An 18628-nucleotide genomic window follows, 5' to 3' on the forward strand; every position below is an offset into this window, starting at 1 on the left:
GCGGCGCACCATCCGTCCTTCCCGACCGGAGCTCGCCTTGACTTCAGCCAGCAGCTTTCCCCTGACCGGCGCACAGACCGGCATCTGGTACGACGAACAGTTCACCGAGGGCCGTCTCGCCTACCAGATGGCGGACTACCTGGACATCTCAGGGCCCCTCGACGAGGGGCTCCTGGTGCGTGCACTGGAGATCGTCCTGGACGAGGCGGAATGCACACGGGCGCGCTTCGACGAGGTGGACGGCAGGCCCGTACAGCGGATCGTGCCCCTGGACGGGCTGCCGCTGGACACCTTCGACCTCATGCACCACCCGGACCCGTTCGCCGAGGCGCGACGGCTGATGGAGGAGGACCTGCGACGGCCGTTCGCGCTGCGCGGCGGCCTGCTGCTGAGGATGAGCCTCATCCGTGTGTCGGCCGGGCGTTCGCTCCTGTACCTGGCCATGCACCACCTGCTCTCCGACGGCTACAGCCGAGTGGCGGTGTACCAGCGGCTCAGCGCGGTCTACAGCGCCCTGGTCGACGACGAGCCGCCGCCCGGCCGGCCGCTGCCCCCGCTCGCCGTGCTGCTGGAGGAGGAGACCGCCTACCTGGAGTCCCGCGCCGTCGAGAAGGACGGGGTGTTCTGGCAGCGCCACACGGTCGACGCGCCCGCACCGGTCAGCCTGGCGTCCGGCGACCCCGTGCCGGGCACCGAACTGCGCCGGCACACCGTCGAACTGGACGCAGGTGCCGTCGAGCCGCTGCGGGCCGCCGCCGCCTCTGCCGGGGTCACCTGGCCCACCTTCGTCATCGCGGCGGCCGCCGCCTACACCGCGAAGTCCACCGGGTCGGACGACGCCCTGCTCACCCTGCCGGTCACCGCCCGGCTGACGGCCAGGGCCCGCTCGGTCCCGGGGATGGTGGCCAACTACCTTCCCTTCCCGGCGCGTCCGACGCCCGGGACCACCGTCGGTGAGCTGCTCTCCGACGTCTCCCGCACGCTGGCCCGGACACTGCGCCACCAGCGCTACCCGGCCGACCGCGTCCGGCGCCACATGGGACTGCGCAGCGACGACCGCCGGCCCTTCGGACCCTTCGTCAACGTCCTCCCGCAGGAACCCGAGCTGCGGCTCGGCCCCTGCGAGGCACGGCTGCGGAACATGTCCACCGGGATCGTCGACGACCTGATGATCACCGTCCTGGAGGGTTCGCACGGCACGGTCGAACTGCACCTGAACGGCAATCCCGCGCTCTACGAGGACGAGGAGGCCGCCGCCCACCTGCACCGCTTCGCCGCCTTCCTGTGCCGGCTCGGCGCGACCGACCCGCGTACGCCGCTCGGCAGGATCGGTCTGGTCACCGCCGACGAGCAGGCCCTCCTCGACCGTCTGGGCACCGGGCCCGTGCCGGCCGCCGGGGGCGCGGGGGACCTTCCGGTGGTGGCGCGCCTGCGGGAGTGGGCCTCGGCGACACCCGCCGCCACGGCCCTGCGCGACGACACCACCGAGGTGTCCTACTCCGCGCTGGCCGTGTGGAGCGACACCGTCGCCCGCGAGCTGCGGGCCGCCGGAGCGGGCCCCGACACACCGGTCGGCATCCTCGCCGAACCCGGGGCGCTGTTCACCGCCTCGGTGGTCGCCGTCCTCACGGCGGGCGCCGCCTGGGTCCCGCTGGACGTCCACGCCCCACCGGCACGCGCCACCGCGCTCGCCCACGAAGCCGGCCTGCGCCACCTGATCACCGACCCCGGGCACACGGAACGGGCGGCGGCGATCGCGGCGGAGACGCCCGAGCGGGACGGCGCCCCCGTCCGCGTACACCTCTGCACGGCTGAGGGGCTCACCGGCGGTGTGTGGCCGGTGGACGGCCTCGGCGCGGTGGACGAACAGCCGGACGACCTGGCCTACGTCATCTTCACCTCGGGCTCGACCGGCAAGCCCAAGGGCGCCATGGTGCACCGCGCCGGCATGAACAACCACCTCGTCGCGAAGGTGGAGGACTTCGGCCTGACGGCGGGCGACCGGCTGATCCACAACGCACCGGTCACCTTCGACGTGTCCGTCTGGCAGATGCTCGCCCCGCTCCTGACCGGCGGGACCGTGCGCTCCGTCTCGCGGGCGACCGCGGCGGACCCGGACGCGCTGATGGCCACCGTGACCCTGGAGGGGATCACGGTCCTGGAGGTCGTCCCCACCCTGCTGCGGGCCGCGCTCGACACGTGGGAGCTCGACGGGAAGGCACCGGACCCCGGCCCCCTGCGGCACCTCGTCGTCACCGGTGAGGCACTCCCGGTCGACCTGTGCCACCGCTGGTGGACGTTCTTCCCGGACATCCCTGTCACCAACGCCTACGGGCCCACCGAGTGCTCCGACGACGTCACCCACGCCCGGCTGCTCCCGGACGTCCCCATCGGCACGACCCGCACGCCCATCGGCGTCCCGCTGCGTGCCACCCGCCTCCACGTCCTCACCCGGGATCTGCTGCCCGCGGCGCCCGGTGTCCCGGGCGAGCTCTACGTGGCCGGCACCGGTGTGGGGCGCGGCTACCTCGGTCAGGCCGCCAGGACCGCCGCCACCTTCGTGGCCGACCCCTACGGCCCGCCCGGCACCCGGCTCTACCGCACCGGCGACCACGCACGGTGGCGCCCCGACGGCATGCTGGAGTTCATCGAGCGCCTGGACCACCAGGTCAAGGTCCGCGGCCACCGTGTCGAACTGGGTGAGATCGAGGCCGTCCTGCGCACCCTGCCCCAGGTGGCCGACGCCGCGGTGGTGGCCACGACCGGCGCGAGCGGCCACACCCGCCTGACCGGATTCCTCGTGACGGCCCCGGACGAAGTGCCCGCGATACGCTCCGCCCTGGCCGAGCTCCTGCCCGACTACATGGTCCCGGGCCGCTTCGTCCCGCTGCCCCGCTTCCCGCTCACGCCCCACGGCAAGGTCGACCGGGTGGCCCTGACGCGCACCTCGACCGCCCCGTCCGGGGCAACGGCCGACGCCGTGACCGCGACCGCTGCCACGGACGCCGCACCGGAGCGGCCGGCCGGCAGCCCCGAACACACCCTGACCGCCCTGTTCGCGGAGATCCTGGGCCTCACCGGCGTACGCCCCGACGACAGCTTCTTCGCGCTCGGCGGGGACTCCATCACCGCCATCCAGCTCGTCAGCCGGGCCCGCGCGCACGGCATCGGGCTCACCCCTCGGGACGTGTTCTCCCTCAAGACCCCGGCGGCCCTCGCCGGGCGGGCCTCGGTCACCCGTGACGAGCCGGTGGCCCCGGACGACGGCACCGGCGAGGTGGCGCCCACCCCGATCATCGCGCAGCTGTACGAGGACCTGGCGGGCCTGTCCGACGCGGTGGCCCGCGAGTACAGCCAGTTCGTCGTGGTGCGCGTCCCCGGGGAACTGGACGCGGACCGGCTCACCGTGATGCTCCAGGCACTCCTCGACCGGCACGACGTCCTCAGGACGCGCACCGGCGAACCGGCGCCGGGGGTGCGGACCCTGCGGGTCGCCGAGCCGGGTTCCGTGGACGCCCGGGAGCTGATCACCACCGTCGGCACGGACGACGGGACGGAGGAGGCGACGGCCGCCGCCGCCGAAGCCGCGCGCCGCCGCCTGCGGCCCGAGGACGGGATCCTGCTCCAGGCCGTGCTCCTCCCCGGGCGGCTGCTGCTGCTCGCCCACCACACCGTGGTGGACGGGGTCTCCTGGCGGATCGTCGTCGGGGACCTGGAGGCCGCGTGGACGGCCGTACGGGACGGACGCGCACCGGCACTCGCGCCCGTGCCCACCTCCTACCGCCGGTGGTCGACGATCCTGGCCGAACAGGCCCGCAGCCACCGCAGGCTGTCCGAACTCCCGTACTGGACCGCGCGCACGGCCGGTGTCCTCGCGGCCGGCGGCCGGCCCCTGGACCCGACCCACGACACCTACGGGCGGGCCGGCCGGCTGCGCCTGGAGCTGTCCGCCGAGGAGACCGCGACCCTGCTGACCGAGGTGCCCACCGCGTTCCACGGGGAGATCAACGACATCCTCCTCGGCACCCTCGCCCTCGCCCTCGCCGACCGCCGGACGGCCGCGGACACCTCGGCGGCCGTCATCGAGGTGGAGGGACACGGCCGCGAACAGATCGACGACCACGCCGATCTCTCCCGCACCGTCGGCTGGTTCACCACCGTCTTCCCGGTACGGATCGACCTCGACGGCCTCGACCGGGAGGAGGCACGGCGCGGCGGGCCGGCGCTCGCCGGTGTCGTCAAACGCGCCAAGGAGGAGCTGCGGGCCGTCCCCGACCGGGGCATCGGGCACGGCATGCTCCGGCACCTCGACCCGCGCTCCGCCCGGCTGCTGGCGGCGACGCCCGTCCCGCAGGTCGGCTTCAACTACCTGGGCCGGTTCCGGACCGGCGACTCCGGCGCCTCCTGGGCGCTGGAGGGCGGCGGCACGGTGGTCGGCACCGGTGTCCACCCGGCCATGCCCCTGCGCCACCCGCTGGCGGTCACCGCCGCCACCGAGGACCGGGACGGCCTGCCCCGGCTGGCCGCCGACTGGCTCTGGGCCGACGACCGGTTCACCGAGGCGGAGGTCCGCGAGGTGGCCGAGGGCTGGTTCGCGGCGCTGCGCGCGCTGCTCCGGCACTGCGCGCGACCGGGCGCGGGCGGGCTCACCCCCTCCGACGTACCGCTGGTGGCACTGGACCAGGACGAGATCGACGCCGTGGAGCGCGTCGCCGCCGAACAGGGCGACGGGCCGGTCACCGACGTCCTGCCGCTGGTGGCCCTGCAGCGCGGGCTGATGTTCCAGTCCGGTTCCGGCGACGCCGGCCCCGACCTGTACACCCTCCAGATCGGGGCCGATCTGGCCGGCCCGGTGGACGCCGGGCTGCTGGAGGACTGCCTCGCCGCCGTACTGCGCAGGCACCCCGTGCTGACCGCCGGGTTCCGGCTCTCCGGGCGCGGCCGGCCGCTCGCCGTACTCCACGGCGGGCTGCGCGTCCCGCTGGTCCGCGTCGACCTCTCCGGGCTCCCGGCGGAGGAGGCCCTGGCCGAAGTCGGCCGGGTCGCCGCCGAGAACAGGTGGCGGCGGTTCGACCTCTCCCGGCCCCCGCTGATGCGGTGGACGCTGGTCCGGCTGGCCGACGACCGGTTCCACCTGATCTGGACCCTGCACCACATCCTCGTCGACGGCTGGTCCATGCCGCTGCTCGTACGCGATCTGCTCGACTGCTACGCCGAAGGGGGACGCGACCCGTGGCCGCGCGCCGCGGTGCCCTTCCGCACCTACCTGGACCGGCTGGCCGGGCAGGACCACGAGGCCGCACGGCGGCACTGGCACGCGGCGCTCGACGGGGTACCGGGGCCGACCCTCCTGTGGCCCACGGCGGCCGGCCGGGCGCACACCGAACCCTCCTCGCTGCCGCTCCACCTCACCGGGACGGAGACCGACACGCTCACGGCGTTCGCCTCGGCACGGGACGTCACCGTGAACACCCTGGTCCAGGCTGCCTGGGCGATCCTGACGGGAGACCTGACCCGACGCGACGACGTGGTGTTCGGCGCCACGGTCTCGACCCGCCCCGCCGAACTGCCCGGCGTCGAGACGATCGTCGGACCGTTCCTCAACACGCTGCCGGTCCGGGTGGTCCTCCGCGCCGAGGAGTCCGTCGTGGTGTTCCTGCGACGGCTGCAGGACGAACAGACCCTGCTGCGTGAGTACGGACACGTGGGGCTGGGCGAGGCCATCGGCGGTAGTCCGGCGCTGGCCGGCACCGGCGAGCCGTTCGACACGGCCCTGGTGTTCGAGAACTTCCCGACGGGTGGGACGGCGGCGGAGGGACGAGGACCGCGGATCACCTCCGTCACCGCCCGCGACGCCCGGCACTACCCGCTCAGTCTGGTCGTACGGCCCGGGCGGCGGCTGGAGATCCGCTTCGACCACGCGCGGGACGTCCTCGGCGAGGAGGCGGTGGCCCTGGTCGCCGCCCGGTTCCGCACGGTGCTCACCTCGCTGGCAGCCGACCCCGAGGCGCCCGTGGCCCGGCTCCGCGCCGGCGAGGAGGAAGCCGCACGACTGGCCGGGGAGCTGGGCGTCACCCGTGCCGAACCGTCCGCCTCCACCGCACCGGGGCCGGTACGCGCCCCCGGTGCGCCGTCCCGCTCCGCCCGTCCGGACGCAGTCCTGGAGAACCGGATCCGCGCGCTCTTCGCCGAGGCGCTCGGCCACGACGCGGTCACCGGCACCGACAACTTCTTCGTCCTGGGCGGTGACTCGATCACCGCCATCCACCTCGCCAACCGCGCCCGGCAGCAGGGCATCGCCCTCACCCCCCGCGACATCTTCGAGCACCGGACCCCGGCCGCCCTCGCCGCGCTGCCCGCCGCAGGCCTCCCACCCGCCGACCCGGAGGACCCGCCGGCCCAGCCCGCCCTGCTGACGCTCGACGAGGACGAGATGGCCGAACTCGACACAGAGCTGGAGCCCCGATGACAACCGCCCCGAGGAAACCGAGCACGAGCGAGTTCCTGCCGCTCACTCCGCTGCAGCACAGCTTCCTCGTCCATGCCCAGGCCGGTCCTGACGTGGACGTCCACGTCCTGCAACTGGTGGCCGACCTGGCCGGCCCCCTGGACGCGGCGGCGCTGCGGGCCGCGGTGACCGGACTGACGGAACGTCATCCGGGTCTGCGCGCGTGCTTCCGTGACCGCCGCTCGGGCGAGCCCGTACAGATCCTGCCCGCGGCCGTCGACGTGCCGTGGGAGGAGATCGACCTCACCGGGGAGCCGGACGCCGGACACTCCCGGCTCCTGGACGGGATCACCGAGGAGGACCGCGTCCGGCCCTTCGACCTCGCCCGGCCGCCACTGCTGCGCTGCACCCTCGTACGGCTGCCGGACAGCCGCTTCCGGTTCCTGTTCACCGTGCACCACATCCTGGTGGACGGCTGGTCCATGCCGCTCCTGCTCGACGACCTCTTCGCCCGGTACGCCACCGGCGAGGCGCCGCCGGGTACGCCTCCGCGGTTCAGGGACCACCTCGCCTGGCTGGCCGCGCAGGACCTGGAAGCCGCCCGCGGAGCCTGGGCCTCCGCACTGGCCGGGATCACCGGCCCCACCGAGGTCGTGCCCCTCACCGGGGAGCGGCCGGCCCGACTGCCCGACACGGCCGTCGCGCTGCTCGACGGGGCCGCCGCCGAGCGGCTGGCGGCCTGGGCCAGGACGCACCGGCTGACCCCGGCGACCGTGGTCCAGGGCTGCTGGGGACTGCTGGTCGGTCAGGAGAGCGGACGCACCGACGTGGTGTTCGGCGTGGTGGACTCGGTGCGCGGCACCGGAGTGCCAGGCGCGGAATCCATGATCGGCATGCTCGCCAACACCGTCCCGGCCCGGCTCCGGCTCGATCCGGGGCGTCCGCTGTCCGCCGTGCTGGAGGACTTCCAGCGGGAGCAGGCCACACTGCTCCCGCACCGCCATCTGGGGCTGGCCGACATCCAGCGGGAAGCGGGGGCCGGCCGCCTCTTCGACACGGCCGTCATGTTCCAGAACTTCCCGCTCCCCGCCCCCGGCGCACTCGCCGAGGCCACCGGTGTCGACCTGTTGCGTGCCGGGATACGCAACGCCACCGAGTTCCCGCTGTCCCTGGTCGCCCTGCCCGGCCCGGCCCGACTGGAGTTGACCCTTCAGTACCGGGCGGACCTCGTCCTCCCGGCACGCGCCCGGGCCCTGCTGGCCCGTCTGGTCCGGCTCCTGGAGCGGATCGGGGAGAGCGACGGCGTCCCGCTGGCCCGCCTGGACCTGCTGACGCCCGACGAACGCGACCGGATCCTGGTGGACCCCAACCGCACCGAGCAGGAGGTCCCCGCCGGGCTGCTGCCCCGGTGGCTGGCCGAGCGGGCCGCCGCCGACCCGGACCGCCCCGCCGTGCGGTACGGACCGACCGTCCTGACCGCGCGCGAGGTGGAGGACCGTGCCAACCGGCTCGCCCGGCTGCTGCTGGCGCGCGGAGTGCGCCGCGGCGACCAGGTCGCGCTCCTGCTGGAACGTTCCGCCGACCTGGTCGTCGCCGCACTGGCCGTGCTCCGGGCCGGAGCCGCCTACGTACCGCTCGACCCCGACCATCCGGCCGGGCGGACCGCCCGGATCCTCCAGGACGCGGCGCCCTCGCTCCTCGTGGTCAGCGAGTCGACCACCGCGGCCCCCACCGGCACCGGGACCCCGCTCGTCCTCGACGCCCCGGACACCCGGGCCGCGCTGAGCCGGACCTCCCCCGCAGCCGTCGAGGACGCCGAACGCGGCGGCCCGCTCGATGCCGGTCTGCCCGCCTACACGATCTTCACCTCGGGCTCGACCGGCCGCCCCAAGGGCGTGGTGGTCTCCCACGGCGGCCTGGTGAACCTGCTGTCCGACATGGCGCGGCTGCACTCCCCCGGCCCCGGGGACACGTTCCTCGCCGTGACCACGTTCGGCTTCGACATCGCGATGGTCGAACTCTTCCTCCCGCTGCTCACCGGCATCCCGCTGGTGATCGCCGACCGCGCGACCGTACGCGACGCGCCCGCCCTGGCCCGGCTGGTCAGGGAGAGCGGCACCACCCTCATGCAGGCCACACCGAGTCACTGGCAGGCGCTGCTGGAGGCCGACCCGCAGGCCCTGGCCCGGGTCCGGGTCATCACCGGCGGCGAGGCCCTGCCCGAGCCGCTCGCCGTCGGCCTGCTGCGCGCGGCGAGTTCGGTCCTCAACCTCTACGGCCCCACCGAGACGACCATCTGGTCCACGGGCGCGCCGGTGACCGGGGACACCACCGGCGCCCCGCCGATCGGCCGGCCGATCGCCAACACCCGCGCCTACGTCCTGGACACCATGCTGCGCCCGGTGCCGGCCGGTGTGACGGGTGAGCTCTTCCTCGCCGGCAGCGGTCTGGCACACGGTTACCTCGACCGGCCGGGACAGACCGCCGAACGCTTCGTGGCCGACCCCTTCGGGCCGCCGGGGACCCGCATGTACCGCACCGGCGACCTCGCCCGCTGGGACGAACGAGGCCTGCTGCACTGCCTGGGCAGGGTCGACCACCAGGTGAAGATCCGTGGCCACCGCATCGAACTCGGCGAGATCGAGGCGGCACTCGTCGAGCAGCCGGAGATCACACGGGCCGCGGTGGTCTCACGGGACATCGCCGGAACAGGGCGCACCGGGGACCCCCGGCTGGTCGCCTATCTGGTGCTCGGCGACGAACCGGTGGGCGACACGGTGCTGCGCGAGCGGCTCGGCCGGGTCCTGGCGCCGTACATGATCCCCTCGTTCTTCGTCCGCCTCGACGCGTTGCCGCTCAACCCGAGCGGCAAGATCGACCGGGGCCGGCTGCCCTCCCCCGACGTTCTTCCGGAGGCCGTCGCCGTGGCCCGGGACCCGCGCGAGGAGATCCTCTGCGGCGTCTTCGCCGAGGTCCTTGGTCTGGCCGGTGCCGGACCCGACGACAGCTTCTTCGACCTCGGCGGGCACTCGCTGCTGGCCAACAGGCTCGTCGCGCGGGTCAGGGCGGTCCTGGGCACGGACCTCACGGTCCGGGACGTCTTCCAGCGGCCCACACCCGCGGCCCTGCTGCGCGGCCTGGGCACCGACGCACCGGCACCACCTCCGCCGGAGCGGGGCGAGCGGCCGTCCTTCGTACCGCTGACCCACACGCAGCGGCGGCTGTGGCTGCTGAACCGTCTCGACCCCGACGGCACGCAGTACAACCTCCCCTACACCGTCCGGCTGACGGGCGGTCTGGACGTGGCCGCGCTGCGCGCCGCGCTCGGTGACGTGACGGACCGGCACGAGATCCTGCGTACCGTCTGCCCGGTCCTGGGGGACGAACCCCAGCAGTTCGTCGTCCCGGCCGCCGACGCCCGGCCCGCGCTCCCGCCCGAGGAGGCCCCCGGTGACCCGGGCGCGCTGGCCGCCCTGCTGACCGCCGAGGCGGACCGCGCCTTCGACCTGACCGAGGACCTGCCGTTCCGGGCACGGCTGTTCGCCGTCTCCCCCGACGAGCACATCCTGCTGCTGGTGGTCCACCACATCGCCTTCGACGGCTGGTCGGCCGACGTACTGGCCCGCGATCTGTCCGCCGCCTACCGGGCCAGAGCCACGGGAGCGGAACCGGCGCTCCCCGAACTCCCGGTCCAGTACGCCGACCACGCACTCCACCAGCGGAACGCCCTGGGCGCGGCCGACGACCCCGGCAGTCCGCTCGGCCGGAACCTCTCCTACTGGACGTCCACACTGCGGGGCGCGCCACGGGAACTGCGGCTGCCGGCCGACCGCCCTCGTCCCGCGATCGCCGGACACCGGGGCGGCGACGTGCACTTCACCGTGCCCGGTCCGGTCCGCGACGCGCTGAGGGAACTGGCCCGCGACGCCGGAGCCACCTCGTTCATGGTGGTGCGCGCCGCCCTGGCCACCCTGCTGACCCGGCTCGGCGCCGGAACCGACATCCCGCTGGGCTCCCCGGTCGCGGGCCGGCGCGACGACGCCCTGCACGACCTGATCGGCTTCTTCGCCAACACCCTGGTCCTGCGCACCGACACCGGGGGCGACCCCACCTTCAGGCAGCTGCTCGGCCGGGTGCGGGAGACCGACCTCGACGCCCACGACCACCAGGACCTGCCGTACGACACCCTCGTCGACGCCCTCCAGCCGACACGCTCGCTGTCGCTCCAGCCGTTCTTCCAGGTGATGCTCGTCTACCAGAACACCGAGCAGCGTGAGCTGTCCCTACCGGGGGTGACGTCCACCTTCGTGGAGACCGGCAGCCCGACCGCCATGTTCGACCTCACCTTCGAGTTCTCCGACCGCCCCGCCCCGGCCCCCGGACGGTCCGGCACGCTGTCGGGACGCCTGGAGTACGCGGCCGACCTGTACGACCGGGAGACGGCGGAGACCCTGGTGGCCCGCCTCCTGCGGCTGCTCGCCGCCGCCGTGTCCGCCCCGGACACCCCGCTGAGCCGCCTGGACGTCCTGGCTCCGGACGAACGCGTCCGGATCCTCGACCACTTCGGCCGCGGCGACCTCACCCCTCCCGCGCCCACCACCACCCTGCCCGCCCTGTTCGAACACTGGGCCGACCTGCAGCCCGACAGCGCCGCCCTGGTCCGGGACGACGGCGAACTCACCTACGGCGAGCTGGACGACCGCGCCAACCGTCTCGCCAGGGAACTCGCCGCCCGGGGCGCGGGACCGGACCGCACCGTGGCACTGGTCCTGCCCCGCGGCCCCGAACTCCCTCTCGCCGTACTGGCGGTGCTCAAGACAGGCGCCGCGTACCTGCCCGTCGACCCGGCCCATCCGCCCGAGCGGATCGCGTACGTACTCGGCGACCTGGCCACCGAACTGCTCGTCACCTCCCGACGGGTCCTCGGCTCCGGCGCGCTGACCGGGGCGGGCGTGCCACGGGCAGGATGTGTCGTCCTGGACGACCCGGACACCGTCACCGCCCTGGCGGCGCGGCCCGCGCTGCGGCTCACCGACACCGACCGGGCCCGCCCGCTGACACCGCTCGACCCCGCCTACGTCATCCACACCTCCGGCTCCACCGGCCGTCCGAAGGGGGTGGTGGTGTCCCACGGCACCGCGGTCAACCTCGCCGACGACCACCGGCACCGCTTCGGCGCCGGGCCCGGAACCAGGGTGCTGCAGTTCTCGTCGTTCAGCTTCGACGCGGCGGTGTGGGAGCTGTGCGCCGCACTGATGACGGGCGGCGCTCTCGTCCAGGCCGGGGAGGAGCGGCGCATGGGTGGGCCCCTCGCCGACTTCCTGACGGAGCACCGGGTCAATCTGGCGGTCCTGCCGCCCGTGGTGATCACGGCGTTCCCCGCGGACTGCCGGCTGCCCGACGACCTGATCCTCGCCACGGCGGGCTCCGCATGCCCCGCGGAACTCGTCGAGCGCTGGGCCCCACGGCTGCGGCTGTTCAACCTCTACGGGCCCACCGAGGCCACCGTGTGCGTCACCGCCCAGGAGGTCCCAGCGGCGGCCGGAGGCCGGCCGCCGATCGGCCGGCCCATGGCCGCCCACCGCGTGTACGTCCTCGACGAGACGCTCTCCCCGGTCCCGGCCGGTGTCCCCGGCGAGCTGTACGTCGGCGGCGAAGGGCTGGCCCTCGGGTACGCGAACCGCCCGTCGCTGACCGCGGGCAGATTCGTCGCGGACCCCTTCGGGGAGCCGGGCAGCCGGATGTACCGCACCGGTGACCTGGTCCGCTGGCTCGCCGACGGCAGTCTCGACTACCTCGGCCGGACCGATCAGCAGGTGAAGATCCGGGGCTACCGCATCGAGCCCGGCGAGATCGAGAGCGTACTGACCGCCCACCAGGACGTGTCCCAGGCCGCGGTGGTGGTGCGTACCGAGCCGTCGGGAGGCGAGTCCCTGGCCGGTTACCTGGTGGCGGTCGAGAACCGGCGCGTCGACACCGCCGGGCTGCGGAACCTGCTGACGGGCCGGCTGCCGGACTACATGGTGCCCTCGGACCTCGTCGTGCTGGACTCGCTCCCGCTCACGGTGAACGGCAAGCTCGACACCACGGCCCTGCCCGCCCCGCAGCGGGCCGGCGGGCGGGGGCGGCTCCCGGTCACCGCCACGGAGAAGGCCGTGGCCCGGGCGTTCGGCGAGGTCCTCGGCGTCACGGACGTCGGCGCCGACGACGACTTCTTCGACCTCGGCGGCAACAGCATCGGCACCGTCCAGTTCGCAGCCAGGGCCGCGAAGGACGGCGTCGCCCTGGCAGCGGCCGACGTCTTCACCCGCCGGACCGTCGCCGCCCTGAGCACCCTCGCCGACGGCCGGGACACCGTCCGGCACCTCACCGGCCAGGTCTCCGGCGCGGGCCGGGGTCCGCAGGAGGACGTCTTCGCCACGCTGCTCCCGATCCGGGCCACGGGCATCCGGGACCCGCTCTTCTGCCTGCACGGCGGCCTCGGGCTGAGCCTGCCCTACCTGGGACTCGCCGCGCACATCGGCGAGGAACGGCCCCTCTACGGCCTCCAGGCACCGCAGGCGTCCGGCGGCGTCCCGTCGGACACCCTCGAAGCGCAGGCGGAGGGCTGCCTGGAACAGATCCGCGCGGTCCAGCCGGCCGGGCCCTACCACCTGATGGGCTGGTCCTACGGCGGCCTCCTCGCCCACCGGGTCGCGCTGCGCCTCAGGGAGGAGGGCGAGCGGGTGGCCTACCTGGCCTGCCTCGACGCCTTCCCGTACGACGCCGTGGCCGACGGGCCGCCGGCCGGACAGGAGGAACTGCTCTCCCGATTCCTGGAGTACGTCGGCCACGACGGCGGCCAGGGCGCCCCGCCCGGCACCCACGAGGTGGTGGCCGTACTGCGCCGGCAGGGCGGCGTCTTCGCCCGGCTCACCACGGCCGACGTGGAGAGGCTGATCGCGGTGATGGGCCACCACGCCGAGCTGGCCACCCGTTACGCACCCGGCCGGCTGGACGGTGACATGACCCTGTTCGTCGCCACGGCCGGTCCCGCGGCGCGGACCGCCGCCGCGGCCCACCGCTGGGCGCCCCACGTGTCGGGCCGGATCACCGTCCATGAGGTGCCGTACGTCCACGAGTACTTGATGCACCCCGAACCCCAGGCCGAGATCGGCCGTGTCCTCGACACCGAACTGCACAGGAGTGCCAGTTGAGTACAACCATCACGGGCCGCGCCCCCGTGTCCGCCGTACTGCCCCTCACGGAGATCGTCGTCCTCGCCGGGCGACGGCTGCGTCACCTGGGCCGCGCCCCCGGCCGTCTGGTGGGCGTGGCGCTCAACCCCCTGGTGATCCTCATCGCCGTGGGCTACCTGTTCAAGAACGCGATCGACGTGCCCCCGGGCGAGCGTTACCAGGACTACCTGATGGCCGGTACGGCGATGCAGGTCGGCCTCGCCTGCATCGGCCCCACCGCGGTCAGCGTCGCCCTCGACCTGCGCACCGGGCTGATGGACCGTTTCCGCTCCCTGCCGGTCTCCCGGCCCGCGGTCCTGGTGGCCCACGCGCTCGGCGACTGGCTCATCGGACTCGCGGTGCTCGTCCTGGTGGCGCTGGCCGGACTGGGCATCGGCTGGCGCCCGCAGGGTGGCCCGCTCTCCATCGCCGCCGGCTTCGGGGTGGCCGCCGCCTTCATCCTCGTCGCGGTCTGGGCCGGCATCGTGCTGGGTGTCCTGGTGCGCAACGCAGAGTCGATCGACTCGGTCGGTGCCCTGGTCCTGGTGGTGTGCACCTTCCTGTCGAACGCCGTCCTCCCGACCCGGAGCCTGCCCGGCTGGCTCCAGCCCGTCGTCGAGTGGAACCCGGTGAGCGCCTTCGCCGACAGCTGCCGCCACCTGTGGGGCACCCCGGCCCGGTCGGCGGGCGGTTTCCCCGTCGACCACCCGTATCTGACCGCCACGATGTGGGGCGCGGTGCTGCTGTCCGCCGCGGTCTGGATCGGGCTCCGCCGCTTCCGGGCGACCGCCGAGTAGCCCGGCAGCACCCAGGCCGCAACGGTGCCCGTGGCGTCACGGCGACAGGAGTGTCAGTGGTCGTTCCTAGGGTGAACCCATGACGTCGACCACTGCCGCAACCGTCCAGCGAGCTGGCTGACCCGGGATCTGGAGGCGTAGCACCCACTGCGGGGGACCGACCGTCGCGGCGGGCGTCTCGGACCGGCAGGGGTCAGCCCGCCGAACCCGCACCCTTCGCGCCGTCGCCTTCGGCGTCCGCGCGGGCGCTCTCCCACGCCCGCATCAGCATCTGCTCGTCCGCGTCCGGCGCGGAGTCCTCGGCGCGCTCCCACCCGGCACCCCGCACCTCGGTGTGCAGCTCCTCCATCCGCTGGTCGAGCTGGTCGGCGAGTGTCGCCGCTTCGGTCAGGCTGGCGACGATGTGGGCGGGCACGGAGCCGTCGTACGTGTAGTAGATCTTGTGCTCCAGGCTGGCCCAGAAGTCCATGGCGATCGTCCGGACCTGTACCTCGACGGTCACGGGAACGGGTCCCGTACTGAGGAACACCGGGATCTCGATCAGCGCGTGCAGGCTCTTGTAGCCGTTGGGCTTGGGGTGCGCGATGTAGTCCTTCACCAGGAGCACGCCCACGTCGGTCTGGGAGGTGAGTGCGTCGAGGACCCGGTAGGTGTCGGCGATGAAGCTGCAGGTGATGCGCACGCCCGCGATGTCATGGAGCCCCGCCCGGATCGCCTCGGGCGTCGGCTCGATGCCGAGGCGCGCGACCTTCCGCAGGATGCTCGCGGGGGACTTGACCCGGGAGCCGACGTGCTCGATCGGGTTGTACCGGTGCAGGTGCAGGAACTCCTTGCGCAGGATCGACACCTTGGTCAGCACTTCGTCGACGGCGAACTCGTGCTCCATCTGGATGCGCTGGAAGTCCTTGCGCATCCGGCGCGCGAACGCCAGGTCGGTCTCCTTCGGCGGCTCCCCACCTGCGGGGTGCGCGGATGCCTGCGCCGGGTCGGCCACGGTGGTGCTCCTCTCCCGGGCCGGGAAGCCTGATCCGGAGTCGGCGGGCGCGATGTGTGATCGCGTACGGGGTCCCATGCTCGCAGACGGTGACGGCGAACTCCTGCAGGAGGGCCCTCGGCGTCAGGGCCATCCACGGCCTCGCCGGGTCGCGGTACGTCCGTCGGGCGCAGGCCCTTGCGGCACCGGTACCGGACAGGCTCCTCAGCTTCAGCGGATGCCGTCGAAGTCCGCGCCCACGACGAGAGTGACGGTGCCGGACGCCGCGTGCGGGTCCGGTTCCGCCGTGACACCGGGCACCCGGGAAGCGAGCACCCCGGCCTGCTTCTCGAGGCCCAGGGGGTAGGTGACCGCGGTCTTCGCCGCGGCGGCCGGAGCGTTGCCGGTGCCGGTGATGCCGTAGCCCGCCGCCCTCAGCGTCTCGGCGACCTCCGCGGCCTGGCCGGGGACCCCGCTGCCGTTGAGGACCTGCACGTGCACCGTCGCGGCGTACACCGGCGCCTCGGAATCGGCCGCCAGCTTCTCCTTGTCGGCCTCCTGGTCCTTCGTCAGCGAGGTGAACAGGTCGGCTGCCTGCGGGTACTGCCACACCACGTTGGCCGTGTCGGACGGCACGTCCGCCACGCGTCCGTAGTTGGGCACGGTGAGGAAGGTCAGCCGGTCACTCGGGATGCTCTTGATCTCGTTCGCGAGACCGGTCAGCGGCTTGATCCCCGCCAGCCTCTCGTCAGTGGTCAGCGACTTGGTCACCGAGTCCAGGAAGTCGTACAGGGCCGTCGGATCGGTGAGCTTCTGCTGGGCCTTGGCGGCGAGGGCCTGCATGAACTCCTGCTGGCGGCCGATGCGCCCGAGATCCGAGCCGTCACCGACGCTGTAGCGGGTGCGGACGTATCCGAGGGCGTCCTCATCCTTGACGGTCTGGCACCCGGCCTCCATGTCGAGGTGTGCCTTCTCGTCGTGTATCGCCGTCTCGGGGCAGACCTCTATACCGTCGAGGGCGTTGACCATGCCCTTGAAACCCTGGAAGTCGACGGACATGAAGTGGTCGATGCGCAGGCCGGTGGACTGCTCCACCGCCTTGATCGTGCAGGCTGCGGCTCCCGAGACATCGCCGCTCGCACCGCCTGTGGCGAAGGCCGCATTGATCTTGGAGTAGCCCGGACCGGACGTCGTCCCGTTGCCCCGGTCGCAGGCCGGGAGGCTCACCCAGGAGTCCCGCGGCAAGGAGACCACGGTGGCCCATTCCCTGTCCGCAGACAGGTGCATGACCATCAGTGTGTCCGACTGCATGGTGTCCAGGTCCTTGCCGTACTTCGCGTTGTCACCGTCCCGTGAGTCCGATCCCACCACCAGGATGTTCTTCGAGCCCGGACTCAGGTTGACCGGCCGGTCGCCGCCGAGCTTGTCGTCCACGTCCGCGGAACCGATGTTCCCGTCCAGACCCTGGTAGACCCACGCCCCTGCCCCGGCCGTGGCCAGGAAGAGGACAGCCAGTGCCCCACCGGTCCACAGTGTTATTCGCCCGCGCCGGGTCAGCCGGGCGGAGCGCTCCTCGGCTTCGCGGCCCCGCCGCGTCGGTTTCGCCCGGCGGCCGTGTCGAGTCCTGTCCTGCGTACCCACCTGGCGTCCTCCGGGCCTTCGTGCTCGTTCATCCGCAACCGCGGCTGACGCGGCTCTGGAACTCTACAGCCGTGTAGAAACAGGCGGCCACGAGGCCGGAAAGCGCCTGCCGGCGTGCCCAGTTCACACCCCGACCAATTTCTACAGTGCTGTAGATTCGAGAGGGTGGCATACGAGGGCCCGCAGCGGAATCCCGTTCGCGGGTCAGGTCTCGAGAAGGGAATCGACATGGGTGTGAGCCTCGCCAAGGGTGGCAACGTCTCGCTGAGCAAGGAGGCGCCGGGGCTGTCCGCCGTCCTGGTCGGCCTGGGCTGGGACGTCCGCACGACGACCGGCACCGACTACGACCTCGACGCCAGTGCACTGATGGTCGACGAGGCCGGAAAGGTCGCCTCCGACCAGCACTTCATCTTCTTCAACAACCTGAAGAGCCCGGACGGCTCGGTCGAGCACACCGGCGACAACCTCACCGGCGAGGGCGAGGGGGACGACGAGGTGATCAAGGTGAACCTGGCCACCGTCCCCGCCGACGTGTCGAAGATCGTCTTTCCGGTCTCCATCCATGACGCCGAAGCCCGCAACCACAGCTTCGGCCAGGTCCGCAACGCGTTCATCCGCGTGGTCAACCAGGACGGCGGCACCGAGCTCGCTCGCTACGACCTGAGCGAGGACGCCGCCACCGAGACCGCCATGGTCTTCGGTGAGCTGTACCGCAACGGCGCCGAGTGGAAGTTCCGCGCCGTGGGCCAGGGCTACGCCAGCGGACTGTCAGGCATCGCAGCCGACTTCGGCGTCAACGTCTGACACCTGCGGGCACGGGGTACGGGCGAGCCCCGCATCTCCTTCGGCGCCGAGATCACCTTCGGCGCCGAGAAGCCCTTGCCCGCGTTCCGACAGACGTGACCGCAGCCGGCACACCCCCGAGCCGCCGCCATGACCCGACGAAAGGCAGCACAGCATGACCGTGAATCTGAGCAAGGGCCAGCAGATCAGCCTGAGCAAATCCGATGGAGGCGCGCTCACCGTCGTACGGATGGGACTGGGCTGGAAGGCCGCCCCGCGCAAGGGGTTCCTCGCCAGGCTCACCGCCCGGGAGATCGACCTGGACGCCTCGGCGGTGCTCTTCGCCGACAAGAAGCCGGCGGACGTCGTCTTCTTCCAGCACCTCGTCAGCGACGACGGCTCGGTCCGTCACACCGGTGACAACCGTGTCGGCGGCGCCGGTCAGGGCGGCGACGACGAGTCGATCATCGTGGACCTGCAGCGTGTCCCCGCGCAGGTCGACCAGATCGTCTTCACCGTGAACTCCTTCACCGGCCAGACCTTCGAGGAGGTCGACAACGCCTTCTGCCGCCTTCTCGACGAAACCACCGGCCAGGAGCTGGCCCGCTACACGCTCACGGGAGGAGGGCGCCACACCGCACAGGTCATGGCCAAGGTGCAACGGAGCGCCTCCGGATGGCAGATGGCAGCGATCGGCAGCCCCGCCGACGGGCGCACCTTCCAGGACCTCATGCCGTCGATCGCCACGCACCTCTAGGGCACACCCGCA

At 73.0% G+C, this 18628-nt stretch carries 7 protein-coding genes; 5 read left to right on the top strand and 2 right to left on the bottom strand.

The genetic code is table 11. From position 1 onward, the window contains the following. Positions 1 to 37: 37 nt before the first annotated feature. From ABT001_RS07730 to ABT001_RS07740, 3 genes are read left to right on the top strand one after another with little or no spacing between them, the layout of a single operon-like run. Positions 38 to 6469 (top strand): non-ribosomal peptide synthetase, encoded by a 6432-nt coding sequence (locus tag ABT001_RS07730; RefSeq protein ID WP_351273837.1) that lies wholly within the window; start codon positions 38 to 40, stop codon positions 6467 to 6469. Beyond that, on the top strand, positions 6466 to 13644 hold the full coding sequence (locus ABT001_RS07735) for a non-ribosomal peptide synthetase (RefSeq protein ID WP_351273840.1): 7179 nt from the start codon (positions 6466 to 6468) through the stop codon (positions 13642 to 13644). The genes ABT001_RS07730 and ABT001_RS07735 overlap by 4 nt, the downstream gene beginning before the upstream one ends. Further along, a complete protein-coding gene (locus ABT001_RS07740) occupies positions 13641 to 14462 on the top strand; it encodes an ABC transporter permease (protein ID WP_351273843.1) in 822 nt (273 codons plus the stop codon). The genes ABT001_RS07735 and ABT001_RS07740 overlap by 4 nt, the downstream gene beginning before the upstream one ends. A gap of 193 nt (positions 14463 to 14655) precedes the next feature. Here ABT001_RS07740 and ABT001_RS07745 read toward each other — a convergent pair whose 3' ends face one another. Continuing rightward, a complete protein-coding gene (locus ABT001_RS07745; protein ID WP_351273846.1) occupies positions 14656 to 15456 on the bottom strand; it encodes a GTP pyrophosphokinase in 801 nt (266 codons plus the stop codon). Positions 15457 to 15666: 210 nt separating this feature from the next. Next, entirely contained in the window at positions 15667 to 17076 is a 1410-nt protein-coding gene (locus tag ABT001_RS07750; protein ID WP_502967439.1) for an LCP family protein, read from the bottom strand. 228 nt (positions 17077 to 17304) lie between these two features. Here ABT001_RS07750 and ABT001_RS07755 point away from each other — a divergent pair, with 228 nt between their 5' ends. Both ABT001_RS07755 and ABT001_RS07760 read left to right on the top strand, forming a co-directional pair. Then, positions 17305 to 17880 carry a TerD family protein gene (locus tag ABT001_RS07755; protein WP_351273849.1) on the top strand — a complete coding sequence of 192 codons (576 nt, stop codon included), beginning with the start codon at positions 17305 to 17307 and terminating at the stop codon, positions 17878 to 17880. A gap of 154 nt (positions 17881 to 18034) precedes the next feature. Next, positions 18035 to 18616, top strand: a complete 582-nt coding sequence (locus ABT001_RS07760; RefSeq protein ID WP_351273852.1) for a TerD family protein — start codon at positions 18035 to 18037, stop codon at positions 18614 to 18616. The last annotated feature ends 12 nt before the right edge of the window (positions 18617 to 18628 follow it).

This window comes from Streptomyces sp. NPDC002793, from assembly GCF_040295485.1.
Classification (GTDB): domain Bacteria; phylum Actinomycetota; class Actinomycetes; order Streptomycetales; family Streptomycetaceae; genus Streptomyces.